Below are 15,221 nucleotides of genomic sequence, written 5' to 3'. Positions count from 1 at the left end.
ATGGCGGGCACCGGCTCGGAAGCTTACGCAGCGGCCGGAGCCTCCCGCTCTCTGCGTCCGCGAGAATGGGGGAAGGGGCATTCGGGCGGGAGGAAGTGGGGAACAGGCATGGCGAGCGAAGGCCGTACGGCGACACTGCAGGGCATCGCCGAGCAGTTGGGGCTGCACGTTTCGACGGTGTCGCGTGTACTCAACGGGCCGACCGGCGAGCGCGGCCGCGCCGCCTCCGGGGAGACCGCCGAGCGCATCCGCAAGCTCGCCCGGGAACTCGGCTACCGGCCCAACCCGCACGCCACCAGCCTGCGAACCCGCCGCAGCAACCTGATCGGCGTGCTGTTCCCGCGACTCTCGGAGATCGTCGTCGCGACCATCTACGAGGGGGTGAAGGAGGAGGCAGCCCGGCACCGGCTGTCCACCTTCGTCACCAACACCCACGACGACCCCGAGGTGCAGCGCGAACGCCTCGCCATGGCTCTGGGCCGACGGGTGAACGGGGTGATCATCGGCGACGCCCACCTTGACGGTGCCGCGCTGAGCGACCCGGCCCTGCGTGGAGTCCCCTTCGTCTTGGTCAACCGGCGAGCCACGGATGCCCTGGACGCCGCCGACCTGACCGCCGTGACCTGTGACGACCACCTGGGCGGGCGCCTGGTGGCCGAACACCTGTTGGCCCTCGGCCATCGGGACGTCGCGGTCATCGCCGGAGAACCCTTCGCGAGCACCGGCGCCGACCGCACCGCCGGCTTCCCTGTCGCACGACGTCCACATCGACGGCGACACCGTCACGATCACATTCGGCAGCTCACCCGTCTTCCTCCCTGCACCACTGGCCAGTCTGGTCCGCGAGCTCATCGCGACTCGCTGCGGCAAGGCCAAGATCGGCACTCCCGACGACGACGCATGGCTCTTCCCTGGCGGGCGCCCCGGACAGCCCCTCGGCGACGACCGTATCGGCGAGCGACTCCACACGATCGGAATCAGACCCAAGCAGGATCGGTCGACAGCACTGTTCACTCTCGCCACCGAACTCCCCGCCGCGATCCTCGCCCGGATGCTCGGCATCCACATCAAGGTCGCCGTCCAGTGGCAGAAAGCATCAGCCGGGAACTGGGCCGCCTACGCCGCTGATGTCAGCCGCCGCAATGCACCGCACCAACCGATCCACGAAACAGGAGCGACACCATGGGATGGGACAATCACCGCGTCGTCATCACGGCCGCCGGCCGCGACTTCGGGCGAACTCTGGCCATCCGCCTCGCGGAGCTCGGCGCCGAGATCTTCCTCTCGGCGCGCGAACTCACCGCCGCTCAACGAGTCCGCGACGAGATTCGCAACCGCGGCCATCAGCGGGTGCACGCCTTCGCCTGCGACCTGACAAACCCCGCCTCGATCCGCGACTTCGCTTCCAGCGTCGCGGAACACACGGACCGCGTCGACGTACTCATCAACAACGGCTCTCGCTACCTCGCAGGGCCGGACCTGCTGTCCGCAACCGACGCCGACGTTGTCGACACCATCGCCTCTGGCGCCACCGGCACGGTCCTGACCACGAAGAGCTTCCTCCCTCTCCTGCTCAACTCGGAGATACCAGACGTCGTGACGATGGTCTCCGCCTGCGGAACACCGGGCCACCACCGGTCGGACGCGCACGCGGCCTTCTACGCGGCCAAGAGCGCCCAGGCAGGGTTCGTCGAGATCCTCTCCAAGCGGCTGCGTCCTCAAGGGGTCCGGGTGATCTCGCTCTACCCGCCCGACTTCGACAACGCCGACCCGCTCTCCGAGGAGTGGGAGACCACCCCGCGCGAGGCCAAGGGCGCCCTCACCGCGCACTCGCTTGTGGAGTGCATCCTCTTCGCCGTCGCCCAGCCCCGCGACTGCTTCATCAAAGCGTTCCACTTCGAACAGGTCTAACCAATGACCTCGTACGTCGACACACGACGGCTGATGCCAGGTCCGGCAAGCCACCGCCGCTCAGGACCACAGGCATTCAGGCAGTTCCCATACCCGACTCCGCCCGTTCCCGGACGAGCCACTACCAGCGACAAGCCGCCCAGGCATGAAGATCACGATCTACAGCTGGGGTACTAGGGCCTGTTCTGAGTTGAGATCACAGGATCGGTCATTCCCACTTCATGAGGGTGCTGGCTGCGGTAGACCGGTCACGTGACTCGTGGTGACCTGACCGATGGTGAGTGGGAGTTGGTCGAGCCGCACCTGCCGCTGGGGGCGTTCGGGCCGATCCCTGACCTGCGCAGCTACTTCGACGCGGTGATGTGGCGGTTCCGTACCGGCAGCCCCTGGCGGGATGTGCCTCTGCGGCGCCAGCCCGGTGGAGGCGTCGTCCGGAAAGACCCAGCGCCGCAGGCTGAACCGTGGTGGGGACCGGCAGGCCAACTCCGTGCTCTACACCATCGTCCTGGCCCGCCTGCGCTGGGATGCCCGCACCCGCGGCTACGTGGAGCGGCGCATCGGCGAGGGCAAGACCCGCCGTGAAGCCATCCGCTGTCTCAAGCGCTACGTGGCACGAGAGGTCTACCAGACGCTCATCCCGCCCAGGCAGATCACGGTGACACCAGCGTCAGCCGGTTGACATCCATAGGGGCATCAAGACACCCGAGAGCTACGCCGCCGGGCTTCACCTGCGCGGATCCATCCTCTGGTTACGCAGCCTGCCAGCCCTCTGATCTCAACTCAGAACAGGCCCTAGCCGCCCCCCTGCGGCTGCCAGCGGCCACTCGCCCACTCCTGCAGGAGCCGCAGCATCGCCCGCGTCAGCTCGTGGGGGCCGCCGTCCATCAGGTCGTGCCGGGACAGCGCGCTCTTCTCCAACTCGCCTGCGTCGATCGCCGAGAGGAAAGCCGCGGCGGCAGGGCCCGGGTCCGGTGGCACGCCGACGACGACGCGTGCCAGGCCCTCGAAGTCGGGCTTGACGAACGGGGACAGAAACAGCAGCAGCTCCGCCGGCCGCCCGGGCTGCTGGCTAAGCGAGTAGCCGGACACCATCTTGGAGATGTCGCGGCCCTCGAGAGCCACCGTGCCGGCGGCCTGATCGGCGGTGATCCGCACCTGATGCAGCTGATCCTCCATGCCGATCAGCCTACGGACCGGCACGGACAGCCCCTTTGAGCCCGGAGATGAGTATCTAGCTAGGGATATTGCCAGTAAAGCCCATGGGTGCCCGTCATGAGCCGCTCGCAAGACATGGTGCGGCCAGTGCTGTCGGTTGTTGTGGCGTGCAGCTTCGGGCACGGCTCACCGGGTTGAGGTGGTGCGGCACTGGCAGGGCCGATGAGTCCGAGCGTCGCGATTGCCAGGGCTATCCCGAAGGCGGCGGAGGCTGCGGTCGCTCTTCGTATGTTCATCACCATCAGCTCCTTCGGTGTGATGAGGATCGGTGATGGCGTCCTTCAAGGGTAGGAGCGAGCCGACCGGCTTGCATTTTTATGCCCCGGAGCCTGCTGGCGGCGGTGGTGGAGGCGGTCAAGGACGGCAGGGGGCCTTTGATGCCCGTGTGGCGCCCCGATGTCACAGACGGGGCGCCACGCGGCTGTGTCGAGCGTCGGGCGCCGACGAGGGGATGAGGTCCGGGTCCAGGTCAGTGATCTCGCACTCCACGACGTGCTGGAGGACTGCCTCGTCGCAGCCGATATCGGCCAGGGGCGCGTACACGTAGAACGGGTCCTGGTCGAGCATGCGGTAGGCCTTAGCGAAAGCGGAGAACGGCCGCATTGCGCCGGAGTTCACCGACAGGGCCATCGACGAGCGCCCGCAGGAGACGTTCTGCCAGTCCGGCTCGGGGCAGCGGCCGTCGTCTCGCAGGTAGATCTTCCCGTCGGCGGCCTTGCCCTCGTAGGTCTGCACGCAAGCAGCCCCGTTGGCCACCTCGTTGGAGGTCACCCCCGACGGCATCATGGACGCGGGCATCCCGGCGGATTCGTAGGTCGTGTTGAAGGAGTACTCGTCACACGAGGCGACGTCCCTCTTGGGGTGGGCGTACTGCTTGATCGCACCCTTGGTCAGCCCGTGCGGTTGGAAGCCGTACTGGCCGGAGCGGCCACAGATCTTGTTGGGGTTCTGGTTGGCTCCCCGGTCCCAGGCGTTGCGCTGGTTGTCCTTGTGTTCCGCCTTGTCGGACATGGGCAGGTAGTGCAGAGGGTGGAACGGGTTGGTGCCCGGCCCGGTGTTGCCGTCGCCGTTCTTCAGGCCCATCTTTGCGCGGATCAGGTAGATGTGCGCGGCGGCGGCCGGGAACTCGTTGGACTTGATGGTATAGCCGGGTGCGTACTCCTGGAACACGCAGCCGGGCGGCAGGCCGATGTCGGCGAAGTCGCAGCGCGACTTGGACTGGAACAGGTTGTCGCCGGTCACCGCGTGGTCGCTGTCGCCGTCGGTGGAGGCTCCGCTGAAGTTCGGGCCGATGAAGCCGACGGGGAAGTTCCGCGAGCGGATGGAGTCCTTGCGGGACTTGCCGTCCCAGCCGGAGCCGTTGGCACCGCCGTGGGGCTCGGCCCGCGACCACCGTCGGAGGCGCCTGCGCGGCGAGGGCCAGGGCCGTGCGTAACGTGCGCTGCCGCTCGGTCTGCTCCGGCCAGGTGAGGCTGACCAGCCACTCGGTGGCCTCCCTGTCGGTGAGGTCCACCGGAGCGACCTCGATCCCGACTGGCCGGACGAAGCGACTGACGTCCACGGCCAGGGGCGGAATGCCGCCTGTCACCTCGCAGGTGAGGACCGTGCTCGGATCGCTGCCGGGCAGCCGCAGCACCTGGTCGTCGTAGCGGTACGTGTACCGGTCCCACAGCAGGTTCAGTCCGGCGCTCGCGCCCACATCCACGATCCTCACCGGGCGGTCGTCCAGCGAGTTCTGGAGCGCGGCGAACGCGGGAAGCAGCACCGCGCACCTGTTGACCTCGTTGGTCTGCACGGAACGGGTCGAGATGATCTGCTCGACCTGTCCGGCAAAGCGGCGGCAGAAGTCCACCAGCAGCTCTGCCGCCTCCTGGCCCGGTGGCTCGAGTCTGCTGAAGTAGGGGCGCAGCGGGGTGGGAGGCACCGCGTCGGAGGATGTGGTGGACAGCCCCGAGCAGCATGTTCGGGGCCGGCTGGCCCGGCCTGGTGCCAGCGGCGAGGTCAAGCAGCTCGGGGCTGTCGGGCACCGTGTGAGACAGGGTGAAGTAGAGCGGGGACCTGCCCGCGCACTGCTGCTGGGCGAACCGCCGGAAGCCGTCCGCCAGTTCCTGGCGCGAGGCACATGTCTGTCGGTCACGGAAGCCTCTTTAGAAGATCCGGTAACCGGCGTCGGCGAGCTTCTGCACAGCGCCGAGGGACTGGCCTCGGCGGTCCCACCACTTGTCCACCTCTTCCTCCATCGCGGCCTGCGTCGTGGTGATGATGTCCTCCACCTGAGAGCGGGGAACGACCACGGCCCCGTCCTCGTCGCCCACCAGGACATCCCCCGGGGTGATGCAGACGCCCTCGATGTCGACCGGGACGTTGACCGCGCCTCGCGGCACGCCCCTGCAGGGCGGCAGCGACCTGCGCGGCGTTGCTGTACGCGCCCTGCGTCACTAGCCGCCCACCCCCTGCGGCTGCCAGCGGCCACTCGCCCACTCCGACAGGAGCCGCAGCATCGCCCGCGTCACCCTGGAGCACTGCCGACGCGAGGGCATGACCCACGTGATCCTGGACGGCACCCTGATTGAGACGGACCGCCTCGCCGGCGTCCGCGACAACGGCAACGACCTGTGGTTCAGCCAGAAGCACAGGGCGTTCGGCGGCAACGTGCAGTTCCTGTCCGCTCCCGACGGCACCCCGCTGTGGGTCTCCGATGTGGAGCCCGGTTCCACGCCCGACATCACGGCCGCACGCGCTCACGCCCTGCCCGCGCTGTACAAGGCCGCGGCCGACGGGCTGCCCACGCTGGCCGACAAGGGCTACATCGGTGCCGGGATCGGCATCCTCGTCCCGGTCCGCCGCCCGAAGGGCCGGTCCGAGCGGGCCCTGGACACCGACACGCGGACCACGAACAGCCTGATCAGAGGCATCCGAGCCCTCGGCGAACGTGCCGCAGCCGAACTCAAGCAACGCTGGCGCACGCTGCACTGCACCTCGGTGCCGTCGGCGCGCAGGTCCACCCCCTCGGCCTCGGCGTAGGCGAAGACGCCGGCCAGGGTACGCAGCCGCACGCCGGGCCGCTGCGGGACGGCGAAGCCACACCGGGTCAGCAGCGGACGGATCCCATGGATCGCGCGGGTGACGGTAGGCCGGGTCACCCCATACAGTTCGACCAGCGCCGCGCACGGCAGCTGCACCTGCGGGTAGATCAGGGTGACCAGCACGCGGTCGACGAAGCCCAGCGGGTGATCGGGCCCGGCAGCCGGTCGCCGCCCCGGCGTTCCCGTAGGGCGGACGCGCACTGCGCCGTCCACGGGTCGGCCAACTCCTCGATCAAATCGTCGAGATGTGCACGATCAAGGCTGCAGAAAGCAGGATGGACAAGGCCGCGCGGGCCGAGAAGAACGTCACAATCCACTCAACACGCGCGGCCGTCGTCGTGTCACGGCCGACCCGCGCTATCGCGTACCGAGTTGTAAGCGGATAGCCTTTCTGTATGACTGCACGCAGCAACAGAGAGTTTCACTCACGGCGTGAGTCAAGTGAGGTCTCCGACCCGAGCGTTCATCAGCTTCGACTGTTCGTGGTGCTGGCAGAGGAGTTACACTTCCGGCGCGCCGCCGCCAGGCTCTTCATGACACAACCGGCATTCAGTCAGCAGATCCGCGCGTTGGAACAGCGGTTGGGGCTTCAACTGGTCGAGCGCACCAGTCGCGTCGTGGAACTGACTCCTGCCGGGCACGCTCTGCTTCCTGAGGCCCGCGCCGTTACGGATGCCATGGCCAACCTCCGGCAGGCTGCCCAGGCCCGGTCACGCGAGGTCTCCGGGCGGATCGTCATCGGTACACTCGCCGCCGAGCCCGCCATGCCTCATACACATGCCATCCTCGACGAACTGCACAAGCGCCACCCCAAGCTCACCATCGAGACGCGCAACCTCAATTTCATCAATCAGTACGAGGCACTCGCCTGCGGCGAAGTCGACATAGCTTTTCTACGCCCGCCCGCGCCTTCTCATATACAGATCCAGCACTTAGCCGAGGAACCTCGTATCGTCTGCCTTCCGGCCGGTGATCCACTGGCTGCCGAAGAGCCCCTCACCCTTGCACATCTGTCTGGTCGCACCATGGTTACCATGCCGCCGGAGTCCCCCCAGGCGTGGCGCGACTTCTGGAGCATCAATCCACGGCCCGGCGACGTCCCCATACGTTTCGGCCCGTTGGCGGTTGACGTTGAGGGCGTCCTACACGCCATCGCCCTCAGGAAGGCGATCGGTTTCCTGCCCGCCTCCGCTCGGGAATTCTATCCACGTCCGGGAATCGTCTATCGCGACGTGGTCGATATGCCGCCCTGCACCATGGCGCTCACCTGGTTCGTCGAAAACCGCGATCGCCCCGATATCAGTGAGGTCCGGCAGATCGCCCGGGCTATCCTGCAGAGCCAGAGCCAGAGCCAGAGCCAGAGCCAGAGCCAGAGCCAGAGCCAGAGCTGTCGCAAAGTCCCGTGATCTTGGGGCGTTGCTGATCAGGTGAGGGTGAGGAGGCTCAGCGGGCGGAGGAAGGGTTCGTAGGACATCTCGCGGAGGCCGGCTGCACTGTTCGTATGGCCCGCTGCCCGGAGCTGGTTGATCGCGAAGCTGCGCAGGGTGGCCATGTTCTCCGGGCCGTGGCCGGTGCGGATCTTGGATGCATACTCGGCGAAGGTGGTGTCACGGACGAAGTGGAGCCGGTTCTCGATGGTCCACTGCGAACGCACGATCACCACGAGACATTCAGGGGAGGCCTCGCGGCTGGTGAGGTCGGTCAGCACGTAGCCCGTCTCGCGGGTGCGCTTGCCGGTCTTCATGCCGGTCCGGTGGCGGACGATCTTCGCGACCTGCGCGGCATGCGGGAAGTCGATGCCGAGGCCGGTGACGGTCAGGGCCTGTACCACCCGGGTCTCCCAGTGCGGGCCCCGAGCCGGGGGAGGGTGTCCTGCGGTGCCTCCTTGGCCCACTGCCCGATGGCAGCGAAGGTGCTCGTTCCGGCGACTACTGCCGAGCAGGCCACCAGCATGACGGCCACGAACGGGTGACGCTTCCCGCGCCGGCACCGCGGATCGGCCAGCGCCTGAAGCCGATCTGCCAGCGGGCCGATCGCACGATGCCGACGGGTGGGCGACTTGATCAGGCAGACGATGGCAGACTGGCGACACATCGAAGCTCCCTTGGGCGAAGATGACTTGGCAAGGTCACCTGCACAACGGAGCTTCGTTGCGCACGTCGTGCGCTCACCGGACATCGTCACACCGCCGTGACCTGCACACCTACAAGATCGCCCCCACTATGAAATCGCCCTGGGTCGAGGGCGGCGCTGCCACTTCCGTTCCGCCCGTCGTGATCGCCTTCGCTGGCGCTACCTGTGGCCCTGATGGTCGCCTCTTTGCTCGGCGCCACCGCCCTCGTCCTGCAAGGGGTCTGCCCGCAGAACTCCCGGGACGGCTGGAGTAGAGACGCGACCGCCGCCACCGCGAACAGCTCGCCCGCGTCCGCCAACCGTTGCAGGACGTGCGCGACGATGAGTATCACCGAGGGCTGCCCCACCAGCGGCCCCCCGAATTCCTTGCCGCCTCCGGCCGCCAGCGCACCGTCTTCGCCCCCGATGACCCCACGACTGCCAGTTTCCAGTTGCTGGTGGCCGACCACGTGTCCTTCCCCTATCGGCGACGTCGCCGTTGCCTGCGAACCGCAGGCTGCCCCTCACCACCAACTGGAGCAGACTCACCGAGCTTCCCGCCGTCCCCTGACGGCCGGGCTGCTGCCATGGCGAAAACCAGGAAGCAAGGCAACCCGCGTCCTCCGGGCCTGTGGAACCCGGCGTAGCCGCGGCGTCGCGCAATGACACGTCCTCCACTGGCCAAGGACATTACGGGCGAACCGCCAGGCCGGTCAGTGAGCAAGTTGTGCTGACGAATCGAGGCCAAGGGTCCCCTTCGCCTCTCACCTCGCGTGATAAGGAAAACGCTATCAATCCGGCAAGCAATCGAATCAATTCCCATGTGTCTGATGCGAGTTGCCGGTGCAGAATCAAAGTGCTCGTCTCAACGACGCCAGGGGGAGAGAAGAATGAGGCTTGTCGACCACGGGGCAGGGGCGACGATCCGGGCCACCGTCCGGTGTGTCTTCGCCGCGTGGTTGGTATCGCCGCAGCGCTGATCGCGGGAGCGTTCTCGTTGGGTGTTGCGCCTGCGGCGCAGGCCGCAGCGCAGGGCGCCTAGCGGGTAATCAACGTTCACTTGGCATTTGACGCCCTTTCACACGTTCATAGGGAGAGAGAAATGAAGCTGGCCCTACGCGGTGCCACGTCGCGCCGCGCGGTCGGTATCGCCGCAGTGCCGATCTCGGGGGTGTTCTCGTTGGGTGTCGGGCCTGCGGCGCTGGCCGGCAGGCCAGGACGAGGTGTGGACGCTGAAGAACCAGGCGACCGGGAGGTGCCTGGACGACAGCGATGCTTACGGGCTGCGCTCGTACTTCTGTAACGCGTCCACATTCCAGAGCTGGAAGATCCGTCGCTGGAACGATGGCACCCGGGAGCTGAAGAGCCAGGCCACCGGACGGTGCGTGGACGACAGCGATGCTTACGGGCTTCGCGCGTACCCCTGCAACGCCACTCCGTTCCAGAGCTGGTAATGAACGCTCGCCCGGCACTTGACGCCATCTGACACATTTATGGGGAGAGAGAAATGAAGCTGGCCCTACGCAGTGCCACGTCGCGCCGCGCGGTCGGTGTCGCTGCAGCGCTGATCGCAGGAGCAATCTCGTTGAACGTTGCGATGGCTCCTACAGCTCAGGCATCGACACAAGATTGGGTCACCATGTTCCAGAACCAGGAGACCTGGTCTTGTCTGGACGCCTACGGAGGTCTCCACGCCGCTCACTACAGCTACTGCACTAACAATACCAATGATCAGAAGTGGAACATTCATCCATGGGCAGACAAAACGAACGAGTTGAAGAGTGTATTGAAAGGTACATGCATAGACGACAGCGACGCGTACGGGCTGCGTTTGTTCCCATGTAACGCCACCCCGTTCCAGAGCTGGTACATCAAGACATGGAACGACGGCACCATTGAGCTGAAAAACCAGGCGACCGGTCGTTGCCTGGACGACAGCGAAGCTTACGGGCTGCGCACTTTTCCCTGCAATGCGACGAAATTCCAAAGCTGGTGGTATTGATCCAGCCCGAAGCGGATTTAGATCCTCATTGGAGAGGACTGTCGCCCCGCCGGAGCGGTCCGGCGAGACCTCTTCAGCATCTGACGAAGCGAGCTTCAATCAGTCGCTGCCAAATTCCCCTCACTCTACTCTGTGCAAAATCGGGAGCGGTGTCCGGTGCGATAGCGGACCACGCCGGCGACCCGTCCCCGATTACGGCCAGGGATTCGCACCATCGGATGGGCCCAACGCGGCGCCCAGGTACGTCCCTTCGGCGGCCCTCAGCCTCTGGCCTGCGTGTCCTCGAAGCAGATGTGGGCGCCCACGTGGGCCGCGGTCAGGTGGTCAGCGCGGGGCGGCTGTCCCTTCAACTGCTGCACGAGGTTGAACACGGCCTTTCCGCTTTGTATGGGGTGAGCTCCGGAGTACCTGCGGGAGGTCGGGGCCTGGGGTCGTCGCCATGAGCTGTCGGATGCCTAGTGGGAGTTCATTCGGCTGCTGTTGCCCGCGACGGTGCGGGGACGCAAGTTGGACAATCGGCGGGGCCGGGCCTCTCAGACGAGGGCGGACGCGGCTGGCTGTTGTCAGTCGGCTCCACGATTGTGCGTGACTACCAATATGCCGCCGGGGTCCCACCACCGCAGTGCGAGAACTCGCCCGCCGTGCACTGAGCCGCCCGGGGCCTGTGAGGACACCAGACCACCCGCGGTAGAGGTCTCCCCGATCTCCCGCCCCAAGGTCTCCGCACCGGGCTGGCCTGCGCTCACCTGCCCACAGGAGCCGGACCCGGACCGGTGGCACGCCCTGACCCGGGCGTGATCTTCGGAAGAAGGACAGGACGTTGAGACCCAGACCCAGACGCACCATGTCGAGGCATGCGCGCATTCCGGTGGCCACGGCCGTCGCCGTCGCGGCGGCCTGCGGTGTCGGCACCACGCAGGCATACGCGGACGCCCTGCCCCCTAGGGCAGCGAACGGCTGGTCCTCGCCGGCGCGCTCGGCCGAGCCCCCCGCTCAGGGCGCCAAGCCCCGCGCGATTCCCCAGAAGAAGCGCGCCGAGCTACTGGGCGAGACCTACCGGGCGTCGTCGGACCAGGCGTTCACCACCTCGGGCGACGGGACCGGTTTTCATGTGATGGTGGCCGCCGAGAAGGATGGCTACCGTTGGAAGACCGCGGCCTCGCTGTCCGAGCCGGGATTCGAGACGGACGCCTGGATCGGCAACGCTTGTGTCACCGAGTCCGGCAGGTACGCGGCGGTTGCCTACGCGCCGCGCACCTTCACCAATAAGCCCGCGCTGATGAGTCGCGGCGCCTTCACGGCTGTCGTGGACCTGACCGACGGGCGGGTGCGCAAGCTGCCGTTCCAGGCCACGCTCGGCTACTTCTCGCCGGGCTGCGGCACCGGCGAGGACGTCGTCTTCTCCCAGTTCACCGACGAACTCACCGCCAGGAAGAACGAGACCCGGCTGATCACCACCGACGCCCGCACCGGCCGGGCCGAGAAGGCGACCGTCCCCGGGCAGGTCACCTCCGCGGTCCCGGTGGACGGCCGGATCGTCGCCGCCCGCGGCAAGCAGATCGTGCGGATCGACGGCACCACGGTACAAACGGTCGCCCGCACCCACGCCGTACCGTTCCAGCTGAAGCCGGACGCCGACGGCGGCGTCACGTTCATCGACCGCCTTCCCGGCGGCAGTCAGCGGCCCGCCGCCGACGACCGGGCCGCCGTGTCCCGCGTCGCCGCCCCTGCCCTGCGCTCCCCGAACGCCAAGGCGAAGGCCGCCGAACTGGCCCGCGGCTCGCTCACCGGATTCGACCTCGCCCGCACCCCCAGCGGAACCGTCTACGTCACCGGCAAGGCCGACAACACCCGCACCCTGCCCCGCACGGTCCGCAACCCGGGCGGCATCGACAAGGATGCCCGCATCTCCAGCCGCGGCGGCGCCGCGGTGACCACGACCTGGGCGGACGGCAAGGACTCGCGGATCTCCCCGCGCGACTCCTTCTCACCCCGCGCGGCGCGCATCACCCTCAAGGCCCTGGACACTGGCCGGACGACCGTGCTGGACGCCATGCCGGGTGACCGGATCGGCGACGCCGCAGCCCAGCGCACCGCGACCGCGCTGAGCCCGGCCCTGACCCGGCCCGCGTCCTCGGACAAGGTGACGACGATGGCCTCGCCCGTCGATGACGACCGCACCTGCTCCGTGCCCCGCAACGACCCCAAGAAGCAGGCCTTCCAGCCGACGCCGCGGCAGATCGAGTGGGCCGTGGACCAGGCCATCGTCGGCAACCTCAACGCGTCCGCGAGCAGGCCGGCGAACTGGAAGAACACCGGCATGGCCGCCTACGCGCCGCAGAGCCTGTTCCCGCTGCGCAGCGTGAGCGGCGGCAGCGGCGCGGACTGGCACATCCCGGCGCAGGTGATGCTCGGCATCACCGCCCAGGAGTCGAACATGTGGCAGGCGACCCGGTTCGCGGTACCGGGCGTCACGGCCAACTCGCTGATCGGCAACTTCTACGGCATCCACTACTCCTCCGACGGCAAGCAGTCCGACCCGTGGGCCATCGATTGGTCCAAGTCCGACTGCGGCTACGGCGTCACCCAGGTCACCGACGGCATGCGGTTGCCCGGCAAGGGACAGCCGACGATGACGGTGACCCAGCAGGAGGCCGTCGCGCTCGATTACGCCGCGAACATCGCGGCGGGCGTGAACATTCTGACCGAGAAGTGGAACCAGACCCGCGCCGACGGACTGATCATCAACGACGGTCACCCGAGGTACATCGAGAACTGGTTCTACGCGCTGTGGGCCTACAACAGCGGCTACTACCCGCAGTCTTCGGCGGGCACCACCTCCGGCAAGTGGGGCGTGGGCTGGACCAACAACCCCGCGAACCCGCTGTGGAAGGAGAACCGTAAACCATTCCTGGAGGGCTCGGACGGCGGTGACGACTACAGCCACGCCGCGCACCCGCAGGACTGGCCGTACGAGGAGAAGGTCATCGGCTGGGCAGCGCGGCCGATCTCGGCGATGTTCGCGCCCGGTGACTTCCAACCCGGCTACCGTGCCGCGTGGTGGACAACCGACACGAACCGGACGACGGCCAAGCCCCCAATCGGCCTGTTCTGCGACAGCAGCAACGACTGTGACGCATCGAAGATCGGCACGGACGCGACCAACGACACCGGCGGCGGCCCTTGCCTGCTGCCGGGCGACCCGAACGAGTCGGATCCGCTGTACCTGAAGTGCTGGTTCCACAAGCCCGCCACCTGGAAGAACTGCACCTCCGTCGCCCAGTGCGGCAACCCGATCCACCGCTTCGACACGACCTATCCCGAACAGCCGGACGCGAACTCGTACCCGCCGCGCTGCTCGGCCGGCCTGCCCTCCGGCACGAAGATCGTCGACGATGTCGCGAACGGGGTGACCCCGGCCGGATCCTCGGCCCGCTCGTGCGGTGCGGTCTCGTCCGCAGGCACGTTCAACTTCGATTTTGGTACCGCCTCAGCCCGCATTGACCTGCACCAGATCGGTGCGGCGTACGGAAACCACTTCTGGTTCTCGCACACCAACAAGAACGGCACGACCGACGCCGGCCGCCTGCAGACCACCGGCACCTGGACGCTGGGCACGGCGGACCGCGGCTGGATGCGCGTCTGGGTACACCTGCCCGACCACGGCGCGCACACCCGCCAGGCCCTGTACACAGTGGGTGGAACGGACTCCACCAGCCCCAAGCGGGCGAAGCCGCAACGAGTTCTGTCGAACAAGTGGGTGTCACTGGGCGCGTTCAACTTCACCGGAACGCCCACCGTGTCCCTGTCGAACGTGACACAGGACGGCAGCGGCATGGAGGACGTCGCCTGGGACGCGGTGGGCTTCGAGCCGCTGGGCGGCAAGCCGGCGAACCAAATCGTGGCCATGGGCGACTCGTACTCCTCGGGTGAGGGCGCCTCGGAGAACGGCGGCGACGACTACTACCCCGAATCCGACTACTACGACTCCTCGCAGCCGGGCACCAAGAACACGTGCCACCGCTCGAAGTACGCCTGGTCGCGCCAGGCGGTGCTGCCCGGCTACTCGTCCTCCATCGGGACGATGGCGGACAGCATGAGCCCCAGCGTGGACTACCAGTTCGTCGCATGCTCCGGTGCCCTCCACTACAACATCCTGCGCGGTGGCCAAAACGGTGAACTGGGGCAGATCGCCCAGGGATACCTGGACCAGAACACCACCCTGGTCACGTTGTCGATCGGCGGCAACGACATGCGGTTCGCCGAAATCATCCAGCAGTGCATCTTGGCCGAGACCCCGTGCAACTACAGCGCGCTCTTTAACAAGGACCCGGACACAGGCGGCGACGCCCCCGGCACCACCGGGCCACTCTACGAGTGGGCACCGAGGTGGGCGCACGACACGGTCCGGCCGCGCCTGGCCACCACACTCAACGAGATCCACAAGCACGCGCCGAACGCGAGGATCGTACTCATGGGCTACCCGAGGCTCCTGGAAAACAACGGCCAGTGCATGGCGGCCATCGGCATCGACACCGAGGAAGCATCGTGGCTGAACGAGATGGCGGATGTCGTGGCCACCGAGATGAAGGGCGCCGTCGACGACGCCAACCGCCTGTACAACGCGAACGCGGTCTTCTCCGACCCGCGCGACGAGTTCGCCGGCAAGGCCGTCTGCGGTGACCCCGAGTCGGTTCACGGCCTCGTCCTGTCCAATCACTCGAAGGCGGACGACAGCCCGCATTCCATGAAGTCCTTCCACCCGAAAGTTGCGGGCGCCGGACTGTACGCCGTCGCCCTGGAACACACCCTCGCGGGCAGCTGATCCACTTCCCGCACTGACTGAAAAGGGCCTGAGTAGCCGTACTCAGGCCCTTTTCCCGCATCTGCGAAAC

The 15,221-nt window shown here is 67.2% G+C and carries 12 protein-coding genes and 3 pseudogenes; 9 read left to right on the top strand and 6 right to left on the bottom strand.

Features of this window, described 5'->3' with window-relative positions:
* The first annotated feature begins 108 nt into the window (after nt 1-108).
* The 4 genes and pseudogenes from ACFY4A_RS21855 to ACFY4A_RS21840 form a co-directional block, all read left to right on the top strand.
* Nucleotides 109-1,128, top strand: coding sequence for a LacI family DNA-binding transcriptional regulator (locus tag ACFY4A_RS21855; RefSeq protein WP_390831037.1), 1,020 nt, complete (start codon nt 109-111; stop codon nt 1,126-1,128).
* A 54-nt stretch (nt 1,129-1,182) separates the two neighbouring features.
* Nucleotides 1,183-1,911: an SDR family oxidoreductase gene (locus tag ACFY4A_RS21850; RefSeq protein ID WP_390831036.1), complete on the top strand. Its 729-nt coding sequence runs from the start codon at nt 1,183-1,185 to the stop codon at nt 1,909-1,911.
* A gap of 252 nt (nt 1,912-2,163) precedes the next feature.
* Nucleotides 2,164-2,265, top strand: a pseudogene (locus tag ACFY4A_RS21845) (IS5/IS1182 family transposase); the annotation flags it as partial.
* A 34-nt stretch (nt 2,266-2,299) separates the two neighbouring features.
* A pseudogene (locus tag ACFY4A_RS21840) lies at nt 2,300-2,590 on the top strand (transposase); the annotation flags it as partial.
* A gap of 113 nt (nt 2,591-2,703) precedes the next feature.
* Here the strand turns inward: ACFY4A_RS21840 and ACFY4A_RS21835 are convergent.
* The 4 genes and pseudogenes from ACFY4A_RS21835 to ACFY4A_RS21820 form a co-directional block, all read right to left on the bottom strand.
* Nucleotides 2,704-3,087: a hypothetical protein gene (locus ACFY4A_RS21835; protein ID WP_390831035.1), complete on the bottom strand. Its 384-nt coding sequence runs from the start codon at nt 3,085-3,087 to the stop codon at nt 2,704-2,706.
* A gap of 438 nt (nt 3,088-3,525) precedes the next feature.
* Nucleotides 3,526-4,368 (bottom strand): hypothetical protein, encoded by an 843-nt coding sequence (locus ACFY4A_RS21830; RefSeq protein ID WP_390831034.1) that lies wholly within the window; start codon nt 4,366-4,368, stop codon nt 3,526-3,528.
* 145 nt (nt 4,369-4,513) lie between these two features.
* A pseudogene (locus tag ACFY4A_RS21825) lies at nt 4,514-5,231 on the bottom strand (DUF2332 family protein); the annotation flags it as partial.
* Between the two features lie 42 nt (nt 5,232-5,273).
* A complete protein-coding gene (locus ACFY4A_RS21820) occupies nt 5,274-5,510 on the bottom strand; it encodes a hypothetical protein (RefSeq protein WP_390831033.1) in 237 nt (78 codons plus the stop codon).
* A 154-nt stretch (nt 5,511-5,664) separates the two neighbouring features.
* Between ACFY4A_RS21820 and ACFY4A_RS21815 the strand changes: the two genes are divergently transcribed.
* Together ACFY4A_RS21815 and ACFY4A_RS21810 are read left to right on the top strand one after the other, a co-directional pair.
* Nucleotides 5,665-6,150 (top strand): transposase family protein, encoded by a 486-nt coding sequence (locus ACFY4A_RS21815; protein WP_390831032.1) that lies wholly within the window; start codon nt 5,665-5,667, stop codon nt 6,148-6,150.
* A 457-nt stretch (nt 6,151-6,607) separates the two neighbouring features.
* A complete protein-coding gene (locus ACFY4A_RS21810) occupies nt 6,608-7,618 on the top strand; it encodes a LysR substrate-binding domain-containing protein (protein ID WP_390831031.1) in 1,011 nt (336 codons plus the stop codon).
* A 17-nt stretch (nt 7,619-7,635) separates the two neighbouring features.
* Here ACFY4A_RS21810 and ACFY4A_RS21805 read toward each other — a convergent pair whose 3' ends face one another.
* Complete coding sequence (locus tag ACFY4A_RS21805) at nt 7,636-8,043, bottom strand: hypothetical protein (RefSeq protein WP_390831030.1); 408 nt, start codon at nt 8,041-8,043, stop codon at nt 7,636-7,638.
* Nucleotides 8,028-8,306, bottom strand: a complete 279-nt coding sequence (locus ACFY4A_RS21800) for a transposase family protein (protein WP_390831029.1) — start codon at nt 8,304-8,306, stop codon at nt 8,028-8,030. The genes ACFY4A_RS21805 and ACFY4A_RS21800 overlap by 16 nt, the downstream gene beginning before the upstream one ends.
* A gap of 1,139 nt (nt 8,307-9,445) precedes the next feature.
* Here ACFY4A_RS21800 and ACFY4A_RS21795 point away from each other — a divergent pair.
* From ACFY4A_RS21795 to ACFY4A_RS21785, 3 genes are all read left to right on the top strand, one after another.
* Nucleotides 9,446-9,778, top strand: coding sequence for an RICIN domain-containing protein (locus ACFY4A_RS21795; RefSeq protein ID WP_390831028.1), 333 nt, complete (start codon nt 9,446-9,448; stop codon nt 9,776-9,778).
* A 53-nt stretch (nt 9,779-9,831) separates the two neighbouring features.
* On the top strand, nt 9,832-10,326 hold the full coding sequence (locus tag ACFY4A_RS21790; protein ID WP_390831027.1) for a ricin-type beta-trefoil lectin domain protein: 495 nt from the start codon (nt 9,832-9,834) through the stop codon (nt 10,324-10,326).
* A gap of 844 nt (nt 10,327-11,170) precedes the next feature.
* The gene (locus ACFY4A_RS21785) at nt 11,171-15,151 is read left to right on the top strand and encodes an SGNH/GDSL hydrolase family protein (RefSeq protein WP_390831026.1); all 3,981 of its coding nucleotides are present in this window, start codon (nt 11,171-11,173) and stop codon (nt 15,149-15,151) included.
* Nucleotides 15,152-15,221: the final 70 nt, after the last annotated feature.

Origin of the sequence: Streptomyces sp. NPDC001292 (genome assembly GCF_042896465.1) — a bacterium.
Lineage (GTDB): Bacteria > Actinomycetota > Actinomycetes > Streptomycetales > Streptomycetaceae > Streptomyces.
This window is presented reverse-complemented; position numbering and strand designations above follow the sequence as displayed.

Excerpts from the sequence above, each read along its gene's own strand:
- ACFY4A_RS21855 (WP_390831037.1), top strand. The coding sequence starts at position 109 with ATGGCGAGCGAAGGCCGTACGGCGACACTGCAGGGCATCGCCGAGCAG.
- ACFY4A_RS21850 (WP_390831036.1), top strand. The coding sequence starts at position 1,183 with ATGGGATGGGACAATCACCGCGTCGTCATCACGGCCGCCGGCCGCGAC.
- ACFY4A_RS21835 (WP_390831035.1), bottom strand. The coding sequence starts at position 3,087 with ATGGAGGATCAGCTGCATCAGGTGCGGATCACCGCCGATCAGGCCGCC.
- ACFY4A_RS21815 (WP_390831032.1), top strand. The coding sequence starts at position 5,665 with ATGACCCACGTGATCCTGGACGGCACCCTGATTGAGACGGACCGCCTC.
- ACFY4A_RS21810 (WP_390831031.1), top strand. The coding sequence starts at position 6,608 with ATGACTGCACGCAGCAACAGAGAGTTTCACTCACGGCGTGAGTCAAGT.
- ACFY4A_RS21800 (WP_390831029.1), bottom strand. The coding sequence starts at position 8,306 with ATGTGTCGCCAGTCTGCCATCGTCTGCCTGATCAAGTCGCCCACCCGT.
- ACFY4A_RS21790 (WP_390831027.1), top strand. The coding sequence starts at position 9,832 with ATGAAGCTGGCCCTACGCAGTGCCACGTCGCGCCGCGCGGTCGGTGTC.
- ACFY4A_RS21785 (WP_390831026.1), top strand. The coding sequence starts at position 11,171 with ATGTCGAGGCATGCGCGCATTCCGGTGGCCACGGCCGTCGCCGTCGCG.